General features: G+C 65.7%; 27 protein-coding genes. 6 read left to right on the top strand and 21 right to left on the bottom strand.

The window, feature by feature from the left end; all coding sequences use genetic code 11:
- Positions 1 to 172: 172 nt before the first annotated feature.
- The 5 genes from rplQ to rpsM all read right to left on the bottom strand — a co-directional run bounded on the left by rplQ (position 173) and on the right by rpsM (position 3737).
- Complete coding sequence (gene rplQ / locus MKL09_RS27410; protein ID WP_244025136.1) at positions 173 to 583, bottom strand: 50S ribosomal protein L17; 411 nt, start codon at positions 581 to 583, stop codon at positions 173 to 175.
- A 197-nt stretch (positions 584 to 780) separates the two neighbouring features.
- Positions 781 to 1800, bottom strand: a complete 1020-nt coding sequence (locus tag MKL09_RS27405; RefSeq protein WP_244025135.1) for a DNA-directed RNA polymerase subunit alpha — start codon at positions 1798 to 1800, stop codon at positions 781 to 783.
- 105 nt (positions 1801 to 1905) lie between these two features.
- Positions 1906 to 2781: an MBL fold metallo-hydrolase gene (locus tag MKL09_RS27400; protein WP_244025134.1), complete on the bottom strand. Its 876-nt coding sequence runs from the start codon at positions 2779 to 2781 to the stop codon at positions 1906 to 1908.
- A 25-nt stretch (positions 2782 to 2806) separates the two neighbouring features.
- Positions 2807 to 3196 (bottom strand): 30S ribosomal protein S11, encoded by a 390-nt coding sequence (rpsK, locus tag MKL09_RS27395; protein ID WP_007557606.1) that lies wholly within the window; start codon positions 3194 to 3196, stop codon positions 2807 to 2809.
- 172 nt (positions 3197 to 3368) lie between these two features.
- Positions 3369 to 3737, bottom strand: coding sequence for a 30S ribosomal protein S13 (gene rpsM, locus MKL09_RS27390; protein WP_058192228.1), 369 nt, complete (start codon positions 3735 to 3737; stop codon positions 3369 to 3371).
- 250 nt (positions 3738 to 3987) lie between these two features.
- Here rpsM and MKL09_RS27385 point away from each other — a divergent pair, with 250 nt between their 5' ends.
- Positions 3988 to 4344, top strand: a complete 357-nt coding sequence (locus MKL09_RS27385; RefSeq protein WP_244025133.1) for a hypothetical protein — start codon at positions 3988 to 3990, stop codon at positions 4342 to 4344.
- Between the two features lie 744 nt (positions 4345 to 5088).
- Here MKL09_RS27385 and MKL09_RS27380 read toward each other — a convergent pair.
- The 16 genes from MKL09_RS27380 to MKL09_RS27305 form a co-directional block, all read right to left on the bottom strand.
- A complete protein-coding gene (locus MKL09_RS27380; protein ID WP_244025132.1) occupies positions 5089 to 5691 on the bottom strand; it encodes an adenylate kinase in 603 nt (200 codons plus the stop codon).
- A 170-nt stretch (positions 5692 to 5861) separates the two neighbouring features.
- The gene (gene secY / locus MKL09_RS27375; RefSeq protein ID WP_244025131.1) at positions 5862 to 7208 is read right to left on the bottom strand and encodes a preprotein translocase subunit SecY; all 1347 of its coding nucleotides are present in this window, start codon (positions 7206 to 7208) and stop codon (positions 5862 to 5864) included.
- 154 nt (positions 7209 to 7362) lie between these two features.
- Positions 7363 to 7869, bottom strand: a complete 507-nt coding sequence (rplO, locus tag MKL09_RS27370) for a 50S ribosomal protein L15 (protein WP_244025130.1) — start codon at positions 7867 to 7869, stop codon at positions 7363 to 7365.
- Between the two features lie 10 nt (positions 7870 to 7879).
- Entirely contained in the window at positions 7880 to 8071 is a 192-nt protein-coding gene (gene rpmD / locus MKL09_RS27365; RefSeq protein ID WP_007557591.1) for a 50S ribosomal protein L30, read from the bottom strand.
- 12 nt (positions 8072 to 8083) lie between these two features.
- Positions 8084 to 8671 (bottom strand): 30S ribosomal protein S5, encoded by a 588-nt coding sequence (rpsE, locus tag MKL09_RS27360; protein ID WP_092039094.1) that lies wholly within the window; start codon positions 8669 to 8671, stop codon positions 8084 to 8086.
- Positions 8672 to 8784: 113 nt separating this feature from the next.
- Positions 8785 to 9147, bottom strand: coding sequence for a 50S ribosomal protein L18 (rplR, locus tag MKL09_RS27355; RefSeq protein ID WP_244025129.1), 363 nt, complete (start codon positions 9145 to 9147; stop codon positions 8785 to 8787).
- 10 nt (positions 9148 to 9157) lie between these two features.
- Positions 9158 to 9691, bottom strand: a complete 534-nt coding sequence (rplF, locus tag MKL09_RS27350; RefSeq protein ID WP_244025128.1) for a 50S ribosomal protein L6 — start codon at positions 9689 to 9691, stop codon at positions 9158 to 9160.
- A 22-nt stretch (positions 9692 to 9713) separates the two neighbouring features.
- Positions 9714 to 10109, bottom strand: a complete 396-nt coding sequence (rpsH, locus tag MKL09_RS27345) for a 30S ribosomal protein S8 (RefSeq protein ID WP_244025127.1) — start codon at positions 10107 to 10109, stop codon at positions 9714 to 9716.
- Between the two features lie 10 nt (positions 10110 to 10119).
- A complete protein-coding gene (gene rpsN / locus MKL09_RS27340; RefSeq protein ID WP_147853153.1) occupies positions 10120 to 10425 on the bottom strand; it encodes a 30S ribosomal protein S14 in 306 nt (101 codons plus the stop codon).
- A 40-nt stretch (positions 10426 to 10465) separates the two neighbouring features.
- Positions 10466 to 11032 carry a 50S ribosomal protein L5 gene (gene rplE / locus MKL09_RS27335; protein WP_244025126.1) on the bottom strand — a complete coding sequence of 189 codons (567 nt, stop codon included), beginning with the start codon at positions 11030 to 11032 and terminating at the stop codon, positions 10466 to 10468.
- Positions 11025 to 11339, bottom strand: a complete 315-nt coding sequence (gene rplX / locus MKL09_RS27330; protein ID WP_244025125.1) for a 50S ribosomal protein L24 — start codon at positions 11337 to 11339, stop codon at positions 11025 to 11027. The genes rplE and rplX overlap by 8 nt, the downstream gene beginning before the upstream one ends.
- Positions 11339 to 11707, bottom strand: coding sequence for a 50S ribosomal protein L14 (gene rplN, locus MKL09_RS27325; RefSeq protein WP_007557579.1), 369 nt, complete (start codon positions 11705 to 11707; stop codon positions 11339 to 11341). Before rplN ends, rplX begins: the two co-directional genes overlap by 1 nt.
- 471 nt (positions 11708 to 12178) lie before the next feature.
- A complete protein-coding gene (locus tag MKL09_RS27320) occupies positions 12179 to 12556 on the bottom strand; it encodes a hypothetical protein (RefSeq protein WP_244025124.1) in 378 nt (125 codons plus the stop codon).
- Positions 12557 to 12767: 211 nt separating this feature from the next.
- Complete coding sequence (locus tag MKL09_RS27315) at positions 12768 to 13463, bottom strand: amino acid ABC transporter permease (protein ID WP_244025123.1); 696 nt, start codon at positions 13461 to 13463, stop codon at positions 12768 to 12770.
- Positions 13460 to 14194 carry an amino acid ABC transporter permease gene (locus MKL09_RS27310; RefSeq protein WP_244025122.1) on the bottom strand — a complete coding sequence of 245 codons (735 nt, stop codon included), beginning with the start codon at positions 14192 to 14194 and terminating at the stop codon, positions 13460 to 13462. Before MKL09_RS27310 ends, MKL09_RS27315 begins: the two co-directional genes overlap by 4 nt.
- Positions 14195 to 14201: 7 nt before the next feature.
- Positions 14202 to 15005 (bottom strand): ABC transporter substrate-binding protein, encoded by an 804-nt coding sequence (locus tag MKL09_RS27305; protein ID WP_244025121.1) that lies wholly within the window; start codon positions 15003 to 15005, stop codon positions 14202 to 14204.
- Positions 15006 to 15916: 911 nt separating this feature from the next.
- Between MKL09_RS27305 and MKL09_RS27300 the strand changes: the two genes are divergently transcribed.
- The 5 genes from MKL09_RS27300 to MKL09_RS27280 form a co-directional block, all read left to right on the top strand.
- A complete protein-coding gene (locus MKL09_RS27300; protein WP_244025120.1) occupies positions 15917 to 16582 on the top strand; it encodes a DUF805 domain-containing protein in 666 nt (221 codons plus the stop codon).
- A gap of 360 nt (positions 16583 to 16942) precedes the next feature.
- Positions 16943 to 17314, top strand: a complete 372-nt coding sequence (rpsL, locus tag MKL09_RS27295; RefSeq protein ID WP_007557568.1) for a 30S ribosomal protein S12 — start codon at positions 16943 to 16945, stop codon at positions 17312 to 17314.
- Positions 17315 to 17448: 134 nt separating this feature from the next.
- Positions 17449 to 17919 (top strand): 30S ribosomal protein S7, encoded by a 471-nt coding sequence (gene rpsG / locus MKL09_RS27290; protein WP_007557567.1) that lies wholly within the window; start codon positions 17449 to 17451, stop codon positions 17917 to 17919.
- A 30-nt stretch (positions 17920 to 17949) separates the two neighbouring features.
- Positions 17950 to 20025, top strand: coding sequence for an elongation factor G (gene fusA, locus MKL09_RS27285; RefSeq protein ID WP_244025119.1), 2076 nt, complete (start codon positions 17950 to 17952; stop codon positions 20023 to 20025).
- 58 nt (positions 20026 to 20083) lie between these two features.
- The coding region (locus MKL09_RS27280) for a GTP-binding protein (protein ID WP_244025118.1) at positions 20084 to 20305 on the top strand (222 nt) is incomplete at its 3' end.

Below are 20305 nucleotides of genomic sequence, written 5' to 3'. Positions count from 1 at the left end.
GTCCGACACTGACCGCCAGGGCGAACTCCCGCGACGATCCGAAACGTGGACCCTGCTTCAGACCCGTCGGCGCAAGCCGGCGGGTTCTTTTTTTGGCCGTGCTCTAGAACGAAGAAGCCGCCCCGGATGATCCGGGGCGGCTTCTTTCAAACCCGATCGGTCGAGCCGTGGCTCAGGCCGCCTCGGCGATCTCGATCTGGCCGGAATCCTTGCCGCGGGCGTCGACGTCGCGATCCACGAACTCGATCACGGCCAGCGGGGCGTTGTCGCCCTTGCGGAAGCCGGCCTTCATGATGCGGAGGTAGCCGCCCGGACGACCGGCGTAGCGCGGGCCGATCACGGCGAAGAGCTTCTTGACCATGTCGCCGTCGCGCAGCTGCGCCATGGCGAGGCGGCGGGTGTGGACGCTGTCGATCCGGCCGAGGGTGACGAGCTTCTCGACCACGGGACGCAGGTCCTTGGCCTTCGGCAGGGTGGTGATGATCTGCTCGTGCTTCAGCAGGGCGACCGACATGTTGGCGAACATCGCCTTGCGGTGCTCGGCGGTGCGGTTGAAGCGGCGGCCGCGATACCCGTGACGCATGGTTCTGGCTTCCTTCTTTTCTCGGCCGCCGTGCCACGGTACGGCCGGGCGCCCCAACAGCGGGGCCATTCATTCCGCATGACCCCGCGGCGGGATTTTTTGGGACTTCGCGTCGTGTCCGCGAAGTCCCGGATCCGGATCGACCAAACCGGCGGCGCCGATCAGCGCCGCAAAGTTCGGCCCGAGGCGGCTTCGCCTCAGTAATGCTCTTCGAAGCGCTTGGCGAGATCTTCGATGTTCTCCGGCGGCCAGCCGGGGATGTCCATGCCGAGGTGCAGGCCCATGCCGGCCAGCACTTCTTTGATCTCGTTGAGCGACTTGCGGCCGAAGTTCGGGGTCCGCAGCATCTCGCCCTCGGACTTCTGGATCAGGTCGCCGATGTAGACGATGTTGTCGTTCTTCAGGCAGTTCGCCGAACGGACCGACAGCTCCAACTCGTCCACCTTCTTGAGCAGCGCCGGGTTGAAGGGCAGCTGCGGCGCGAGCGGGGCGGCCTCTTCCTTGCGCGGATCCTCGAAGTTCACGAAGACCTGCAGCTGGTCCTGGATGATGCGCGCGGCGTAGGCCAGCGCATCCTCCGGGCCCACGGCGCCGTTGGTCTCGATCGTCATCGTCAGCTTGTCCTTGTCGAGATCCTGGCCCTCACGAGTGGTCTCGACGCGGTAGCTGACCTTGGTCACGGGGGAGAACAGCGAATCCACCGGGATCAGGCCGATCGGCGCGTCCTCGGGGCGGTTGCGCTCGGCCGGGACGTAGCCCTTGCCGGTGGCGACCGTGAACTCCATGCGGATCTCGGCGCCGTCGTCCAGGGTGCAGATCACCAGCTCCGGGTTCAGGATCTGGATGTCGCCGACCGTGCCGATGTCGCCGGCGGTGACGAGGCCGGGGCCGGTCTTGCGCAGGGTCATGCGCTTGGGCGCATCGGTCTGCGACCGGATCGCGATGGTCTTGATGTTGAGCACGATGTCGGTGACGTCCTCGCGGACGCCCGGGATCGAGGAGAACTCGTGCAGCACGCCGTCGATCTGCACCGAGGTCACCGCTGCGCCCTGGAGCGAGGACAGGAGCACGCGCCGCAGGGCGTTGCCCAGGGTGGTGCCGAAGCCGCGCTCAAGCGGCTCGGCCACGACCGTGGCGACCCGCTTCGGGTCGTCGCCGGTCGAGACCTGCAGCTTGTTCGGCTTGATCAGTTCCTGCCAGTTCTTCTGAATGACCACGATCCTACCTCTCGTCCATGCTCGGGATCCGCGACATCCGTTCCCGCGCTTCGGCCGTCCGGCGCCGCCCCCTGGCGCCCCGAACGGTCCCTGAATACGATGTGCTTAACGTTCGCCGCCGACCCACAGGGCCGGCACGAAGCGGTAGCCCGCCCCGTCCCGGTCGACGTAGCCGAGAGCCGGGAACTCCAGATGCGCGCCGGCGATGAAGGTCCGCTCGCGCGCCACCTCGTCCATGATGGCCTTGCGCGTCGCCCGCGCCTGGTCGCCATCGACGTCGAATCCGACACCCGCCTCCGGGTTCTTGAACTGGATCGCGGGCAGGTGCACCACATCCGTCCACATCAGCAGCGACTGTCCACCGGAGACGATGCGGAAACCGCAATGCCCCGGGGTATGGCCCGGCAGGTGGACCGCGGTGATCCCAGGCAGCACCTCGCCGCCGCGATGCTCGCGCATCCGCTTGGCGTAGGGCGCGACCGCCTTGCGGGCGCCCTCGAAATACGGCTTGGCCGCGTCCGGCGCCCGCGAGAGCGCATCGTCCGGCAGCCAATGGGCCGCCTCGTCGGCATGCACCACGATCTCGGCGTTCGGGAACCGGGCCGCCCCGTTCGTCACCAGACCGCCGACATGGTCGGGGTGCAGGTGCGTGACCAGGACGGTCTCGATCTCCTCCGGCTTTACACCGGTGAGCGCCAGCGCCGCGCTGGCCCGCCCAAGGGTCTCGGCCGGGGCGCCATCGCCGTAGCCCGTATCGATCAGCACCGGCTTGCGGCCGGCGCCGGTGATCAGGAAGGCGTTCAGCGTGATCTTGGGCTGCTCGGTGCGGAAGCCCGCGACCTGCAGCTTGCCGGCCTCGTCCTTCGGGATCCCCGTGACGAGATCGAGGCTGGCCTGAAACCAGCCGTCGTTGAGCGCGGTGACCGTGAGGTCGCCGAGGTTCCAACGCAGCACGCCCGGAAGCGGCTTCGATCCCGTCATGAGCTTCTCCGTCAAACCAGTTGGTTCAGACCCGACGACGCTTGCGCGGGCGGCAACCGTTGTGCGGGATCGAGGTCACGTCGCGGATCGAGGTGACCGTGAAGCCCGCGGCCTGGAGGGCGCGCAGGGCCGACTCACGACCCGAACCCGGGCCGGAGACCTCGACCTCGAGGGTGCGCATGCCGTGCTCGGAGGCCTTGCGGGCGGCGTCCTCGGCAGCCACCTGGGCGGCATACGGGGTCGACTTGCGCGAGCCCTTGAAGCCCATCGCGCCGGCCGACGACCACGAGATCGTGTTGCCCTGCGCGTCCGTGATGGTGATCATCGTGTTGTTGAACGAGGCGTTCACGTGGGCGACGCCCGACACGATGTTCTTGCGTTCGCGCCGGCGGACGCGTTGCGGTTCCTTGGCCATTCGGGTCTCACTCTTCCTTCAAGCGCGCCCGTAATTCCAGGCGCTCGGGATTGTTTTTGGGACTTGGCCGGCGCGCCCGTGTCGGGCGGTCGAGCCTGCGCTGGGACCCTTGCGGGACACCCGGCGCGACGGACAGAAGGCCGAGCGAAGCACGGCCTTCAAACTGCAAAAATTACTTCTTCTTGCCGGCGATCGGCTTCGCCTTGCCCTTGCGGGTGCGGGCGTTGGTGTGGGTGCGCTGGCCCCGGACCGGCAGCTGCTTGCGGTGACGCAGGCCGCGATAGGCGCCGAGATCCATCAGGCGCTTGATGTTCATCGAGACTTCGCGGCGCAGGTCGCCCTCGACCACGTAATCGCGGTCGATCGTCTCGCGGATCTGGAGCACCTCGGCGTCGGTGAGCTGGTTCACCCGGCGCTCGGCGGGGATGTTCACCTTCGTGGTGATCTCCTCGGCCTTCTTGGCGCCGATGCCGTGGATGTACTGGAGCGCGATGACGACGCGCTTGTTGGTCGGGATGTTGACGCCTGCGATACGGGCCATGATCACGCTCCATATGAGGCCCGGAAACCGGGCGGTGCTCGCGCGCGTCCGGTGGAGGCCGGCCCCTGCGCGCGCCAAACGACAACGTGGCCCGGGGGCGGCCCTGGACAGGGCACCTCGGACCAGCGATCGATTGGACGAAGGACGGCCTGCTAGCGTGCGCAGGACCATATGTCAACGACCCGTGAACGATCGGCCGCGCCGCCATGCGTCGCGCGCGGACCCAACGGCGATCCACTAAGGAGCACAGATGTCGGTTCTGACCAGCGACGGCGCCACCCTGCGGGCCTTCGCCGATTCGGTCCTCCGGGCGGCCGAGGAGAACGCCGAGGAGGTCGTGCCGGTGATCCTGGCGGTGACCGGCGGCGTGCTCACCGAGGCCGAGCCCGGCTCGATCGCGCTCCAGGACGAGGATGACGGCCCCGGCCTGCTCTGGGCCACCTTCGCCGGCCGCCGGATGGTGTTCCGCTACAACATCCTGACCGCGATGGTCGAGCTGCGCGACGGCCGCACCGACGGCAACCCCACCCGCCTGTTCGGCCGCCGGGCCCTGCCGATGGACATCGTCAACTTCTTCGGGGCGCTCCGGGCTGAGCGGCGGGGGTGATCCTTTGTCGGGATCGATAAGTCGCGCGTCCGGGAGCAGAGCGATCGTTCGGACAAGGAACGGTCCAGAAAGTCCGCCGCCGATCGGGTCTGTTCTTCGCTCCGCGCTGCGACAACGGTCGGATGAACCGCCTTGTCATTCCGGGGCCGCGCAGCGGAGCCCGGAATCCAGACGCTCGGGTGGCGCTCACCCTGCACCGCCGACGGGACTGGATTGCTGCCTCCGGCGGCCCCTCCGGATCGGTGCTTGCCTGCGGCGCACCGGACTCGCAGGACGGATGAACAGGCGCTCGAAGGAATCGTGGACCTTGTCGGGAGCGGGCATCCCGGATGCCGGTGCCCGGAAGCACGATTCCAACCATCGGTTTAGCGCTCAGCAACCCGAAGGTGCGTTCCAGCGACCCCGCGCATCGCCGTCAGTCCGGCCGGCAATTCTTCGCGGGTTCGACAAAACACAGGACTGCCAATGGCGTAAGTCTTCGAAGCCTGGGCTGTTCTTCGAAGGGTGATCGCGCTGTTTTCAACGCTCGCCATCGCCGTCTCAGCCGACGATATGCCATCGCCTGTCGGCCACATATGACATGCGTCGTAGGCTAAGGGGACCAATAAGCCAACTTGAGGTTTGTGCAACCAAAGGTAGGTCGATTGGCTCTCAGTCCCTGATGCCCGCGCGTCTGCACGGTGTGGCGGGGGCCGAGAGACGTGCCGGCAGGTCGCCTGAAACCGCGGCCTGCCGGCGATCGTGTCAGGAGTCGACGCGTTCCGCGTGCGGCTCCAGCAGCCCCATGATCGCGGCGGTGACCGTATCGATCGGCTGCATGCCGTCGACGGTGTGGAGCAGCCCGGTCTTGGCGTAATAGGCCGAGAGCGGCGCCGTCTGGGCCCGGTAGGCCTCCAGGCGCTGCTTGAACACCTCGGGGGTGTCGTCCTTGCGCACCGCCTGGCCGCGGGCCAGCGTCTCGGCCGCACGCTTCTCGATCCGTCCGACCAGTGCGTTCTCGTCGACCTTGAATTCGATGACGGCGGAGAGGTCCATGCCCTTGCTGGCCAGCATGGTGGCGAGCGCCTCGGCTTGGGCGACGGTGCGGGGGAAGCCGTCCAGGATGAAACCGCGCTTCGCGTCCGCCTCCTCGATCCGGTCGGCGACGATGCCCACCACGATCCGGTCGGAGACCAGGCCGCCCGATTCCATCACGGCCTTGGCCTCCAGGCCGACCGGCGTGCCGGCGGCCACCGCGGCCCGCAGCATGTCGCCCGTGGACAGCTGCGGGATGCCGAAGCGCTGTACGATCCGCTCGGATTGCGTGCCCTTCCCCGCGCCGGGGGGGCCGAGCAGAATGATGCGCATGGCGTTGTCCTCGTCCGGCCCGACTCTCTCCGGGCCCAAGCGGCGGGTGGCGAAGCCTCCCCGGCATCGCCCGTCTCGTGTTTTTCTAGCCGGTCCGGTGCCTGGAGGCATCCGGACCTTCTGGTCCGAGGCGGGCGTGTCGGTGGCTTCGTCCCGCCTCTGTAACAGGGTCAGCGGCGGCGTTGCGTGGTCGAGGCGCCACGCAGCTTGGCCTTCTTCACGAGGCCCTCGTATTGGTGCGCCATCAGGTGCCCGTGGATCTGGGCGACCGTGTCCATGGTCACCGAGACCACGATCAGCAGCGAGGTGCCGCCGAAGCCCAGGCTCGCCGAGGCGTAGGAGGACAGGATCTCCGGGCACAGGCAGACCAGGGTCAGGTACAGGGCGCCGATCACCGTGATTCGGGTCAGCACCTTGTCGATGAAGGCCGCGGTGCGCTCGCCCGGACGGATGCCCGGGATGAAGCCGCCATGCTTCTTGAGGTTGTCGGCCGTCTCCTGCGGATTGAACACCACCGCCGTGTAGAAGAACGTGAAGAAGATGATCAGCGCCGCATAGAGCGCCATGAACAGCGGCGTGCCATGGCCCAGATAGGCGGTGATGGTACCGAGCCAGCCGGTGCTGCCGCCGTTCGCAGAGAAGCTTGCCGCAGTGGCCGGCAGGAGCAGCAGGGACGAGGCGAAGATCGGCGGGATCACGCCCGAGGTGTTGAGCTTGAGCGGCAGGAACGAGGTCTGGCCCTCGTACATGCGGTTGCCGACCTGGCGTTTCGGATAGTTGATCAGGAGCCGGCGCTGGGCGCGCTCCATGAACACGATGAAGTAGACCAGCACCACGGCCGCCACGGCGACGCCCAGGATGATCACCGGCGAGAGCGCGCCGGTCCGGCCGAGCTCCAGCGCGCCTGCAATCGCCACCGGCAGGTGGGCGACGATGCCGGCGAAGATGATCAGCGACGAGCCGTTGCCGATGCCGCGCGAGGTGATCTGCTCGCCGACCCACATCAGGAACAGCGTGCCGCCGGTCAGCGTGATCACGGTCGAGGCCAGGAAGAACGGGCCGGGATCGATCGCGGCCGACGAGCTCTGCAGGCCGATCGCGATGCCCCAGGACTGCACCAGCGCCAGCACCACCGTGAGGTAGCGGGTGTACTGGTTGATGACCTTGCGGCCCGATTCGCCCTCCTTCTTCAGCGCCTCCAGGCTCGGGATCACTGAGGTGAGCAACTGAACGATGATCGAGGCCGAGATGTACGGCATGATGTTGAGGGCGAAGATCGCCATGCGCTCGACGGCACCGCCGGAGAACATGTTGAACAGCCCGAGCACGCCGCCGGCCTGCTGCTGGAAGTTGCGGGCGAACTGCTCGGGGTCGATGCCGGGGATCGGGATGTAGGTGCCCAGCCGGAACACCACGAGGGCGCCCAGGGTGAACCAGATGCGCTTCTTCAGCTCATCGGCCTTGGCGATCGCCCCGAAGTTGAGGTTGGCGGCAAGCTGCTCGGCTGCTGAGGCCATAAGCGTCGCGTCCTGGGATTGTCGCCGGGCCAAGGGTGCCCGGATGAAATGAAAACGGCGGCCCGCGTGGTCGCAGGGCCGCCGCTCGAAGGATCGGCTTAAAGGCTCCGCGGGGCCCGTGCAACGGGACCCCGCGTCGCTTTCATGCCGGCCGTCAGGCCGTGGCCTCGGCCTTGGCGCCGCCACGGTGCGACACACCGGTCGCAAACGCGACGGTGACCGAACCGCCGGCCTTCTCGACCGCCTCAATGGCGGACTTGGAGGCGCGGGTGACCTCGAAGCTGATCTTCGCGGTCAGCTCGCCGACGCCCAGCAGCTTCACGCCGTCGCGGGGACGGGCGATGATGCCAGCGGCCACCAGGGTCTCGACCGTAACGGTCGCGGCCTTGTCGAGCTTGCCGGCGTCCAGCGCCTCCTGGATCCGGCCGAGGTTCACCTCGTTCAGGTCCTGGGCGTAGAGGTTGTTGAAGCCGCGCTTCGGCAGGCGCCGATGCAGCGGCATCTGACCGCCCTCGAAGCCCTTAATGGACACGCCGGTCCGGGCCTTCTGACCCTTCACGCCGCGGCCGGCGGTCTTGCCCTTGCCAGAGCCGATGCCCCGACCGACGCGCATCCGATTCTTGGTTGCGCCGGGATTGTCGCTGATCTCGTTGAGCTTCATCGGTGCCTCCTCACGCCACGTCGCCGTGGACGCGCACGAGGTGCGCAACCTTGCGGATCATGCCGCGCACGGAGGGGGTATCCTCCAGCTCGGACACGCGGTGGAGCTTGTTGAGCTTGAGGCCGATCAGCGTCTGGCGCTGGCTGGCCTCCTGGCGGATCGGCGAACCGATCTGCTCGATACGGACGGTCTTCTGTGCCATCGGACCCTCCCCTTACGCGACCGCGGCTTCGGACTGGTCGGCCGGATCGGCGTCGCGGCGACGGGCCTGGAGGCTCGAAACCTTGATGCCGCGGCGGGCCGCCACGGAGCGCGGGCTGTCCTCGTTCTTGAGCGCCTCGAAGGTGGCGCGCACGAGGTTGTAGGGGTTGGACGAGCCGAGCGACTTGGCAACGACATCCTGCATGCCGAGCGTCTCGAACACGGCGCGCATCGGGCCGCCGGCGATGATGCCGGTACCCTGCGGAGCCGCGCGGAGGATCACCTTGCCGGCGCCGTGACGACCGTTGACGTCGTGGTGGAGGGTCCGGCCCTCACGCAGCGACACCCGGATCAGACCACGCTTGGCCGCCTCGGTGGCCTTGCGGATCGCCTCAGGCACCTCACGAGCCTTGCCGTGGCCGAAGCCGACGCGGCCCTTCTGGTCGCCGACGACGACGAGGGCTGCGAAGCCGAAGCGACGGCCACCCTTCACCACCTTGGCGACGCGGTTGATGTGGACGAGCTTGTCCACGAATTCGCTGTCGCGCTCCTCGCGATCATCGCGGCGGCCGCGGCCCCCGCCTTCCCGTTCACGTGCCATTGCTGTTCAACCTATCTCACTAGCGCGGATCGTCCGATCCGCTCGCTCGATTCCCCTCACCGGACACGGGAGGAGATGGCCGCGCGGGTATCACGCCGCGCGGAGGGAGTTCCTCAGAACTCCAGGCCGCCCTCGCGGGCAGCTTCGGCCACGGCCTTGACGCGGCCGTGGTAGATGTAGCCGGAGCGGTCGAAGATCACCTTCGTGACGCCTGCGGCCTTGGCGCGCTCGGCGACGAGCTTGCCGACCGCAGCGGCGGCGGCGACGTCGGCGCCGGTCTTGAGATCACCCTTGATCGCCTTGTCGATCGACGAGGCGGCGGCCAGCGTCTTGCCGGCGACGTCATCGATGACCTGCACGTAGATCTGCTTCGACGAACGGAACACCGAGAGCCGCGGACGGCCGTTGGCGGCCGCCCGCAGCGCGCGACGGACGCGCGCCTTGCGGCGATCGAGGGCTTCGAGCTTGCGAGACATGATGCCCTCCTTACTTCTTCTTGCCTTCCTTGCGGAAGATGAACTCGCCCGCGTACTTCACGCCCTTGCCCTTGTAGGGCTCGGGTCCGCGGTATTCGCGGATCTCGGCGGCGACCTGACCGACCTGCTGGCGGTTGATCCCGGTGATCGTGATCTCGGTGGGCTTCGGGGTAACGATCGTGATCCCGGCGGGGATCGCGTATTCGATGTCGTGGCTGTAGCCGAGCGACAGCTTGAGGGCCTTGCCGGCCATCGCCGCACGGTAGCCGACGCCCGTGATCTCGAGCTTTTTCTCGAAGCCCTTCGACACGCCCTCGGCGATGTTGGCGATCTGAGCCCGCGACGTGCCCCAGAGGGAGCGGGCGGGCTTGGACTGGTTGACGGGCTGGACCTCGATGGCGCCGTCCTTCATCGCCACGCTGACCAGCGCGGGGACGTCGAACTGCAGCTCGCCCTTCGAGCCCTTCATCTTCACCGTTTGGCCGGTGACGGTGGCGGTGACGCCGGCCGGCACGGGAACGGGCTTTTTGCCTACGCGAGACATGGGATAACCTCCTCCGTCCCGATCAGAATACGGTGCAGAGCACTTCACCGCCGACGTTGCGCTCGCGCGCCTCGTGGTCGGCCATGACGCCCTGCGGGGTGGAGACGATGGTGACGCCGAGGCCGTCGGCCACGTGCGGCAGATCACCGACCGACGAGTAGACCCGACGGCCCGGCTTCGACACGCGCTTGATCTCGCGGATCACCGGGCGGCCGTCGTAGTACTTGAGCTCGATGGCGAACTCGGTGCGGCCGTTGCCGAGGTCCGTCGACGCGAAGTCGCGAATGTAGCCCTCGGATTTCAGCACGTTCAGGACGTTGGCGCGCAGGCGCGAGCCGGGCGTCTGAACGACGTTGCGACGGCGCAGCTGGCCGTTGCGGATGCGGGTGAGCATGTCGCCCACGGGATCGTTGACCATGGGGACCTCCTTACCAGCTCGACTTGACCAGGCCGGGGATCAGGCCCCGGTTGCCAAGCTCCCGCAGCGCGATGCGCGAGATGCCCATCTTGCGATAGAACGCGCGGGGCCGGCCGGTCATGCCGCAGCGGTTGCGGATGCGGGTGGCCGACGAGTTGCGCGGCAGTTCCGCGAGCTTGAGGCGCGCCTCGAAGCGCTCCTCCATCTCGAGGGCGTCGTTGTTGGCGATGTCCAGCAGCGCCTTCCGCTTGGCCGCGAAACGCTTCACCAGCGTCTTGCGGGCCTCATTCTTCTCGACTGAGCTTTTCTTCGACATGTGGTCTATCTCCGGTGTCCGCGTATGAGGCGCGAGGGCCTCACTGCCGGAACGGGAACTGGAAGGCGGCGAGCAGAGCCTTGGCCTCGGCATCGGTCTGGGCGGTGGTCGCCACGACGATGTCCATGCCCCACATCTGCTCGGCCTTGTCGTAGGAGATCTCCGGGAACACGAGGTGCTCCTTGAGACCCAGCGCATAGTTGCCCCGCCCGTCGAACGAGCGCGGGTTCAGGCCGCGGAAATCGCGGACGCGCGGCAGCGCGATCGTGATCAGGCGATCCATGAACTCGTACATGCGCTGCTTGCGCAGCGTCACCTTGCAACCGATCGGCATGCCCTCGCGGACCTTGAAGGACGCGATGGCCTTGCGGGCCCGGGTGATCACCGGCTTCTGGCCGGCGATGAGCGCGAGGTCGCCGGCCGCCACGGTCGCCTTCTTGGAGTCTGCGGTAGACTCACCGACGCCCATGTTGATGACGATCTTCTCGATCTGCGGCACCTGCATCGGGTTCTTGTACCCGAATTCCTCGATCAGCTTCTGGCGCACGACTTCGTCGTAGTGCTTGCGCAGGCGCGGGGTGTAGGCGTTCTTGTCGGCCTCAGCCATCGATCTGATCCCCCGTGCTCTTGGCGAATCGGACCTTGCGCCCGTCTTCGAGGATGCGGAAACCCACGCGGGTCGCCTTGCCGTTGGCGTCGGCGACCGCGATGTTCGAGAGTTGGATGGCGGCCTCCTTGGAGATGATCCCGCCTTCCTGGTTCTGGGTCTGCTTCTGGTGCTTCTTGACCAGGTTGATGCCGCGCACGAAGGCCCGGCCTTCCTTCGGCAGAACCTGGATGACCTCGCCCGAGCGACCGGAATCGCGGCCGGTGAGTACGACGACCTTGTCGCCCTTCTTGATCTTGGCTGCCATCACAGCACCTCCGGCGCCAGCGAGATGATCTTCATGTGGTTGCGCGCGCGCAGTTCGCGCGGCACCGGTCCGAAGATGCGGGTGCCGATCGGCTCTTTCTGATTGTTGATCAGGACCGCAGCGTTCTTGTCGAAGCGGATCACCGATCCGTCGACGCGCTTCACGGCCTTGGCCGTGCGAACGACGACCGCCTTCATGACGTCGCCCTTCTTGACGCGACCGCGCGGGATCGCCTCCTTGACCGACACGACGATGACATCGCCAACGCCGGCATACTTCCGCTTCGACCCGCCGAGTACCTTGATGCACATCACACGGCGTGCACCCGAGTTGTCGGCGACGTCCAGATTCGTCTGCATCTGGATCACGTGCGTGACTCCTTGTTTCAGGCGGGTTTCCGCACGCGGGCGGTATTGCCCGGCGGACGACGCCTGATGGGGATCTGATGTCCCCGGCTCATGGTATCGACCGCGCTTGCGGCGTCAGGGACGCCGGCGCGGTCACCGCGTTCACAGGGTGCAAGCACCCATAGGAAATGTCGCGAAGGCCGGGCGGATACTACGGGTGGGCCACGATAGCAAGCCGATCGCGGCAAAATCGCCCGGCGGTCGGGGCTGAACGCGGCGGTTCCGGCCCCGCTGCGTCGTGGTGTTTAAGAACCGGCCGATCGATGGCTGATCGGCGGGCGGTGGCCGAATCGACCCCGCGCGTCGGCGTCGCATTGCCCCGGCGGCGGGACCGCATTCTCGTGCGGCCGGCGGCTCAGGACAGCAGAACAAACAGCGAGACCCGCCGCACCATCGTGCGCGGCGGGTGGGGCCTCGTTCAGGCGTCGGGTCTCAGAACGGCTGGCCGGCTGATTCGAACAGAAAATCGTCGAGGCTCGGGATTGTCACGCCGGCGCCGAAGGCCGGCTTCGACAGGCGCCAGGGGCGCTCCGACCGGGCGCGAATCGCCTCGGACGGGCGCAGCCGCCGCATGCCGCCGTCCTCGGTGACCTCCTCGATCGTCAGGAAGCCGTAGACCTGTAGGCGCGAGGCGGTGAGCTTGATCTCCCGATCCTCGGCGGCGACGATCATGCTGCCGGTGGCGTAGACCGCATCCATCAGCGAGCGCTGCTCGCTTCGGCGGCGGTTGCGGGCATCCCGCTCGCCTGCCGCGGAGGCGGGGGCGACCCGCCGGAAGGGGACGACGTTGCTGACCGCGACGCAACCCATACGCAACATCCTCGACGCGCACTGAGGGCGGCCCGAGGGCCGCCCGACGACCGGGACATTTCGACGGTTCGCTTTAATCTTCCGTAGACCGTGATGCCGGGCCCCTGCCCCGATCCGGCACGGTGTTGGCTCGGTATGCCGTTTGAGGCGTACCGCCGAGCGCGCGATGACCACGCCGAATCATGCGGAGACGAGGAGGGAAGTCTCGCTGTCAGGCGCTGCGCGAGCGCGGCGGGCGCCGCCGCTTCGCAAAGAGCGCGGCGAGCCGATCGATGACGAGGCAGAGGCATCCGTAGACCGCCCCGACAAACAAAAAAATCTCCGCGGGGTAGACCATGGCGCGGTTGTTCACCTGCGTCGCCACGAAGGAGAGCTCGGGTACGCCGATCACGTAGGCGAGCGAGGTGTCCTTGATCAGGGCGGTCCACTGGTTGACGAAGGACGGCGCCATGGCCGGCAGCGCCCGCGGCAGGATGATGACGCGCAGGACCTGCCAGCGGCCGAAGCCCAGGGCCAGGCCGGCCTCCCATTGGCCGCGGCCGATGCTCTCGATGCCGGCCGCCACCGCGTAGGACAGGTAGGCGCCGCCCACCAGCGACAGGGCCGTCACCACGGTCCCGATCTCCGGGACGGCGAGGCCGAACAGGACCGGCAGCAGGAAATAGCTCCAGAAGATCAACATCACGATCGGGACGGCCCGGAACAGCCCGAGCCCCAGGATCAGGACCCGCCGCGTCCGGCCGCCGCTCATCGCCAGGGCGATCCCGAGGACGAGCCCCAGCGCCGCCGAGGCGAGGCCGGAGGCGGCCGAGAGAATCAGCGTCAGCAGCAGCCCGCCGACTGGGCCGTCCGGCCAGGCGCCGGCGAGCAGGTAGCCGAGATTGTCGGTGACGACGGAAACATTCACCGGCGGGTGGTTCCCGCCGGGTCCCGGCGCGCGACGGAGTGGCCGGCCGCCTCCAAAGCTGCGACGGCCCCGACATAGAGGAGCGTCGCGATGCCGAAGGCCTGGAAGGCCAGGAAGGTCTCGGTCTCCACCTCTCGCGAGGCGTAGGACAGTTCGGCGAGGCCGATGGTCATGGTCAGCGACGTGTTCTTGATGGTGTTGAGGTACTGGCCGACCACCGGCAACCAGGCGATCCGCAGCGCCTGCGGCAGGGCGATGTGGCGAAACACCTGGAAGTGGGTCAGGCCGAGGGCGAGCGCGGCCTCCCGCTGGGCGGGCCGGACGCCGTTGAGGCCGGCCCGGCACTCCTCGGCGATATAGGCGGCGGCGTAGAGCGTCAGGCCGAAGAACCTGGCCAGCGTCTCGTAGGCCGGCCAGGTCAGATCCGCCGGACCCAGAGGAAGACTGTGCGGACTGTTGAGCCAGGCGGTGAGCCAAGCCGGCATCAGCGCGGCCGCGCCGAAATACCAGAAGAACAGCTGCACCAAGAGCGGCGTGTTGCGGATCAAGCCCACGAAGGCGGTGGTCACCGCCTCCGCGAATCGGCCCCCGACTTCCCGCAGGCAGCAGAGGGCGAGGCCGAGTCCCGTCCCGGCAACGCAGACGGCGGCCGACAGGGCCAGGGTGACCCCAAAGCCCTGCAGCAGCCAGATCAGGTAGCGCGGCGCGAGGAGATCGCCGAAGAGGCCCACCGGGCGTCTAGCTGCGGTCGCCGATCCGGAACAGGCGCGGCAGCGGCTGATCCGATTTGGGGCCGAACCAGCGATCGTAGATGGCGGCCGCCTTGCCGCTGGCCTCCAGCTCGCGGAGGGTCTCGTTCACGACGTCGCGGAGCCGAGTCTCGCCCTTCGGGATGCCGGCGCCGATATAGTCGTTCGAGATCGAGAAGGCCGGGACTTCGTAGTTCTGTTTATCCGGGACCTTCGCCAGCAGGCCGACGAGCTTGGGCCCGTCCTGGGTGATCGCCTGGACGTTGCCGTTGCGCAGGGCCGCGAAGGCGAACGGCGTGTCGTCGAAGGCCACCACGGTCGCCTTCGGGAAATCGCGGCGCAGCACGATCTCGTTGGTGGTGCCCTTGTCGGCGCCGATGCGCAGGCCGTTCAGCTGGTCGGGCGAGGTGAGCGTGCCCTTCTTGGCCAGGAATTGCTGGCCGGAGGCGAAGTACGGGATGCTGAAATCGAGCTGCTTGGCGCGCTCCTCGGTGATCGTGAAGTTCGCCAGCACCAGATCGACCTTGCCGGAGGTCAGGAGCGGGATGCGGTTGGCCGGGTTGGTGGGCCGCAGATCCAGCTTCACGCCGATCTTGTCGGCGATCGCCTGCGCGTAGTCGACGTCGAGGCCGGCGAGCTGCTTGGTGTTCGGGTCGACGAAGCCGAAGGGCGGGTTGCTGTCGAAGGCCGCGACCCGCAGCACGCCGGCCTTCTTGATGTCGTCAAGGCGATCCGCCTGGGCCGCGCCGACGGAGAGGAGTGTTGCCAAGGCGAAGGTAAGCAAGCGACGCATGGGTGTCTCCGGGTGATGGGGAGGGGCAGCGGTCGCCCGGCCGCTAGCAGCCAGGTTGCGTTCGAAATCGTGAGAGCGGGGTCACAAGCCCACTCGAAGGATCGCTGCCGCTAGATGTCTTGCTACCGCGGCCTGGCATTCGCGCGAGGGGCACATATTCAAGGCATCGATCGGACGGCGCACCGGTACGGAACATGATAATATGAACTAGGTAGTCGCAGAATTTTGCTGTCATGCCGAAGATCGGATGATTTTCTTTCAAAAACAATAGCACATATTCTCATTAATACGCCTTACGAAAGGACGTTTGCGCAAAAATCTATCGAAAAAAGCCATGATTCTTCTTAAAGAAACTCCCGACCCTGTGATCAAATCTTGTGTGGTCTCGCGGGAGGTGCTCGATTCGGGTTTTAAAGGGCTCCCCTCCTCAGCGGGACCCAGGCCGAACTGTTTCGATCCTCCATATGGCGGCGGCGGCACAAGAAAAGTGCGGAATAAATATTGACCTGTGTGGCCACAGCAAATGGTGATATTCATTGGATTAAACCTATTAATATTATAAAATACCAATCGATCGACGATATAAGTATGGTAATTATAATGATTGATAAGATTTGGCGTGTGCCGGTAAATTTTTATGGCATGAGAATATGGCGCAATAACTGATCGAGATGGAAATTACTCGTAATTAAGGAGCGTTAATTTGCCAAATTATATTGAATTGCAATAATATAATCGGCAAAATACACGTATCGATGAACATTACTATTGTAATTTCGACGTATTTTTATTGAATAAGTCTATATGCATCGATGGATATCCCTTAGTTGAGTGGCTGACTTCCCCAGACACATTGTCGAAGCCCCTGCATCCCGATCGTAACGGGAGCACGAACAAAGGGGTTTGAGCGAATGCGCGGACATATTCTGGCGGTTCCAGATGCAAGTGTGCCGGGTGCAATCTCGGGCGACGATGGCCAGCGCTATCGCTTCTCGGGCGCGGATCTGAATGGAGTTGGCATCCGGGCCGGGCAGGCCGTAGACTTCGTGGTTGTCGAGGGTGAAGCACGCGAGATCTATCCCATTCCGGGGCAGGCGCCTGTTTTCTCGCCGGCCTTGAGTGAGGCTATCCGCCGTCGAGACTGGTTCGCCTTCTATTTTAATCCTCATGGTCGTTTCGGACGTCGTGACTATTGGATTTTCGGTTTCCTGGTCCTGATGATTGTAAATATTGTGCTTGATCTTATTCCGGGCATAAACGTCATCGTTTTCTTTGTTACGGCTTGGTGTGGCCTCGCTCTCGGAATCAAGCGCTGCCATGACGTCAATCGATCCGGATGGCTGAACGCCGTGCCTTACGTGCTCACGCCGCTGGCCTTTCTCGGCACGATGATCAGCCTTTTTTCAACTTACCACGGCAATGCGATCGGGCTTTCAGCTTTGTTTAGCACTTTCACTCTCCTGTCTGGTGTCGCGACTTTCGGATTTTGGATCTGGTTCATCTCACAGGTGTTGGCGAAAGCCGGCGACGCCGGGCCGAACCGGTTCGGTGTTCCACCTGTCGATCTGAACGCATAGAAAGCGGCAGCGCTCGCGTCTGCCGGCCACGCCGATCCTCCCATCGGCGCGGAGCCAAGAATATTGCGTCCAGCGCATTGACCTGCGGGTTAACCGCGGCTAGAAGCGCCCCACTTCGGACGGCCCTTGGCTGCCGACGGCCCTTGGGTATGACCCGCGGTGCCGCGATCGCTCCGAGCGATCCGAAGGCTCAAATCGCCTGACGCTTTAAGTCAGATCCGTAGGTACGAGCGCGTTCGTTTCGGGCGTGCTCCTCTACCCACACCGCGCCGAGGGTCTGTGACAGGACCTCCGGCGCATATTCGTTTTGCGGATTGCCTTGGGCAATCCGGCCAAGGTGACCGAGGAAGAGGGCACAGGATGCCGACGATCAACCAGCTGATCGCCCAGCCGCGGAAGATCCAGCGGAGCCGCAACAAGGTTCCGGCGCTCGACGCTTGCCCGCAGAAGCGCGGCGTCTGCACCCGGGTCTACACGACGACCCCGAAGAAGCCGAACTCGGCGCTTCGGAAGGTCGCCAAGGTCCGCTTGACCAACGGCTTCGAGGTGATCGGCTACATCCCGGGCGAGGGTCACAACCTTCAGGAGCACTCGGTCGTCATGATCCGCGGCGGCCGCGTGAAGGATCTTCCGGGCGTGCGCTACCACATCCTGCGCGGCGTGCTCGACACGCAGGGCGTGAAGAACCGCAAGCAGCGCCGGTCCAAGTACGGCGCCAAGCGGCCGAAGTAAGATCGCCGGCCGGAGCTTATCCGGTCGCGCAAAGGCCTTTCCACGGCCTCGTAAGGATGTCGCCGGCTTCATCAAAGAGAGCCAAGGCGGCCTGCGCGGGGTGCTTAAGTCAGACTCGTTTGAGAGTTTAAGAGATGTCCCGTCGTCACTCTGCCGAGAAGCGTGAGATCATCCCGGACCCGAAGTACGGGGACGTGGTGCTGACGAAGTTCATGAACTCGATCATGTACGAGGGCAAGAAGTCGACCGCCGAGCGGATCGTCTACGGCGCCTTCGACATCGTCGAGAACCGCGCCCGGGCCAACCCGATCGAGGTGTTCCGCGCCGCGCTCGACAACGTCGCCCCGATGATCGAGGTGCGCTCCCGGCGCGTCGGCGGCGCGACCTACCAGGTCCCCGTCGAGGTCCGGACCGAGCGCCGCCAGGCCCTCGCCATCCGCTGGCTGATCCAGGCCGCCCGGTCGCGCAACGACCGCACCATGATCGAGCGGCTCTCCGCCGAGCTGCTCGACGCCGCCAACAACCGCGGCAACGCCGTCAAGAAGCGGGAAGACACGCACCGGATGGCTGAAGCCAACCGCGCCTTCTCGCACTACCGCTGGTAAGCGGTTCCGCCGTCTCTCAGGAGCAATCCGATGCCCCGCACGCACGCGATCGAGGACTACCGCAACTTCGGCATCATGGCCCACATCGATGCCGGGAAGACCACGACCACGGAGCGGATCCTCTACTACACCGGAAAGTCGCATAAGATCGGCGAAGTCCATGACGGCGCCGCCACCATGGACTGGATGGAGCAGGAGCAGGAGCGCGGCATCACGATCACGTCCGCCGCGACGACGTGCTTCTGGCGTGAGAAGCGCCTGAACATCATCGACACCCCCGGCCACGTCGACTTCACCATCGAGGTCGAGCGCAGCTTGCGCGTGCTCGACGGCGCCGTGTGTGTGCTCGACGGCAACCAGGGCGTGGAGCCCCAGACCGAGACCGTCTGGCGCCAGGCCGACAAGTACGACGTGCCGCGCGTCGTGTTCGTCAACAAGATGGACAAGATCGGCGCCGACTTCTTCAAGTGCGTCGCCGACATCATCGACCGCGTCGCCGGCAAGCCGGTCTGCCTGCAGCTGCCGATCGGCTCCGAGTCGAACTTCAAGGGCGTGATCGACCTCATCAAGATGAAGGCGATCGTCTGGTCCGGTGAGACCCTGGGCGCCGACTTCTCCGAGGTCGAGATTCCCGAGGATCTCAAGGACCAGGCTGTCGAGTATCGCAGCAAGCTGGTCGAGGCCTGCGTCGAGCTCGATGACGAGGCCATGGTGGCTTATCTCGACGGCACCGAGCCGGATGCCGCCACGATGCACAAGCTCGTGCGTCGCGCCGTGCAGCTGCGCGCCTTCCATCCGGTGCTCTGCGGCTCGGCCTTCAAGAATAAGGGCGTTCAGCCCCTGCTCGACGCGGTGGTGGATTACCTCCCCTCCCCGGCCGATCGCGGCGACGTCGACGGCCTGGATTTCAAGACCGAGGAGCCGGTTGTCCGTCACCCGACGGATTCCGATCCCTTCTCCATGCTCGCCTTCAAGATCATGGACGATCCGCACGTCGGCACGATCACGTTCTGCCGCGTGTACTCGGGCAAGATCGAATCGGGCGCCAACGTCATCAACTCGACGCGCGACAAGAAGGAGCGCGTCGGCCGCATGCTCCTGATGCACGCCAACAATCGTGAGGACGTCAAGGAAGCCTTCGCGGGCGACATCGTCGCCCTCGCCGGCCTCAAGGACACCCGCACCGGCGACACCCTGTGCGATCCGCAGAAGGCCGTGATCCTGGAGCGCATGGAGTTCCCGGAGCCGGTGATCGAGATCGCCGTCGAGCCGAAGTCGAAGGCCGATCAGGAGAAGCTCGGCATCGCGCTCGCCAAGCTCGCCGCCGAGGATCCGTCCTTCCGGGTCTCGACGGACCAGGAATCCGGCCAGACCATCCTCAAGGGGATGGGCGAGCTGCACCTGGACATCAAGGTCGACATCCTGCGCCGTACCTACAAGGTCGACGCGAATATCGGACAGCCGCAGGTTGCGTATCGCGAGAAGCTGACCCGTCGTCAGGAGATCGATTACACGCACAAGAAGCAGACCGGCGGCACGGGCCAGTTCGCCCGCGTCAAGTTCGTCGTTGAGCCGAACGAGCCGGGCGCCGGCTTCGCGTTCGAGTCGAAGATCGTCGGCGGCGCGGTGCCGAAGGAATACATCCCGGGCGTGGAGAAGGGCCTCAACTCTGTCCTGGGCGCAGGCGTCCTCGCGGGCTTCCCCGTGGTCGACGTCAAGGTCGAGCTGATCGACGGCGCCTACCACGACGTCGACTCGTCGGCCTTGGCCTTCGAGATCGCCTCCCGGGCGGCCTTCCGTGAAGCGCTGCAGAAGGGCGGCTCGGTCCTGCTCGAGCCGGTGATGAAGGTCGAGGTCGTCTCGCCGGAAGAGTATACCGGCTCGGTCATCGGCGATCTGAACTCCCGCCGCGGCCAGATCCAGGGCCAGGACATGCGCGGCAACGCCAACGTCATCAACGCGATGGTGCCGCTGGCCAACATGTTCGGCTACGTGAACAACCTGCGGTCCATGTCGCAGGGCCGGGCGAACTTCACCATGCAGTTCGACCACTACGAAGAGGTGCCGCGCGGCGAGGCCGACAAGGTCATCGCCAAGTACGCCTAAGGCATCACGCCTAGGTATCTCTTCATCCGCAACACGATTTCGAATTTAGGAGGCTCTGATGGGCAAGGAAAAGTTCTCCCGCACCAAGCCGCACTGCAACATCGGCACGATCGGTCACGTCGACCACGGCAAGACGTCGTTGACGGCGGCGATCACGAAGGTTTTGGCGGAGACGGGCGGGGCGACGTTCACGGCCTACGACCAGATCGACAAGGCCCCGGAGGAGAAGGCGCGCGGGATCACGATCTCGACGGCGCACGTGGAGTACGAGACCACGAAC

Source organism: Methylobacterium sp. J-048, assembly GCF_022829515.1.
GTDB lineage: Bacteria > Pseudomonadota > Alphaproteobacteria > Rhizobiales > Beijerinckiaceae > Methylobacterium.
This window is presented reverse-complemented; position numbering and strand designations above follow the sequence as displayed.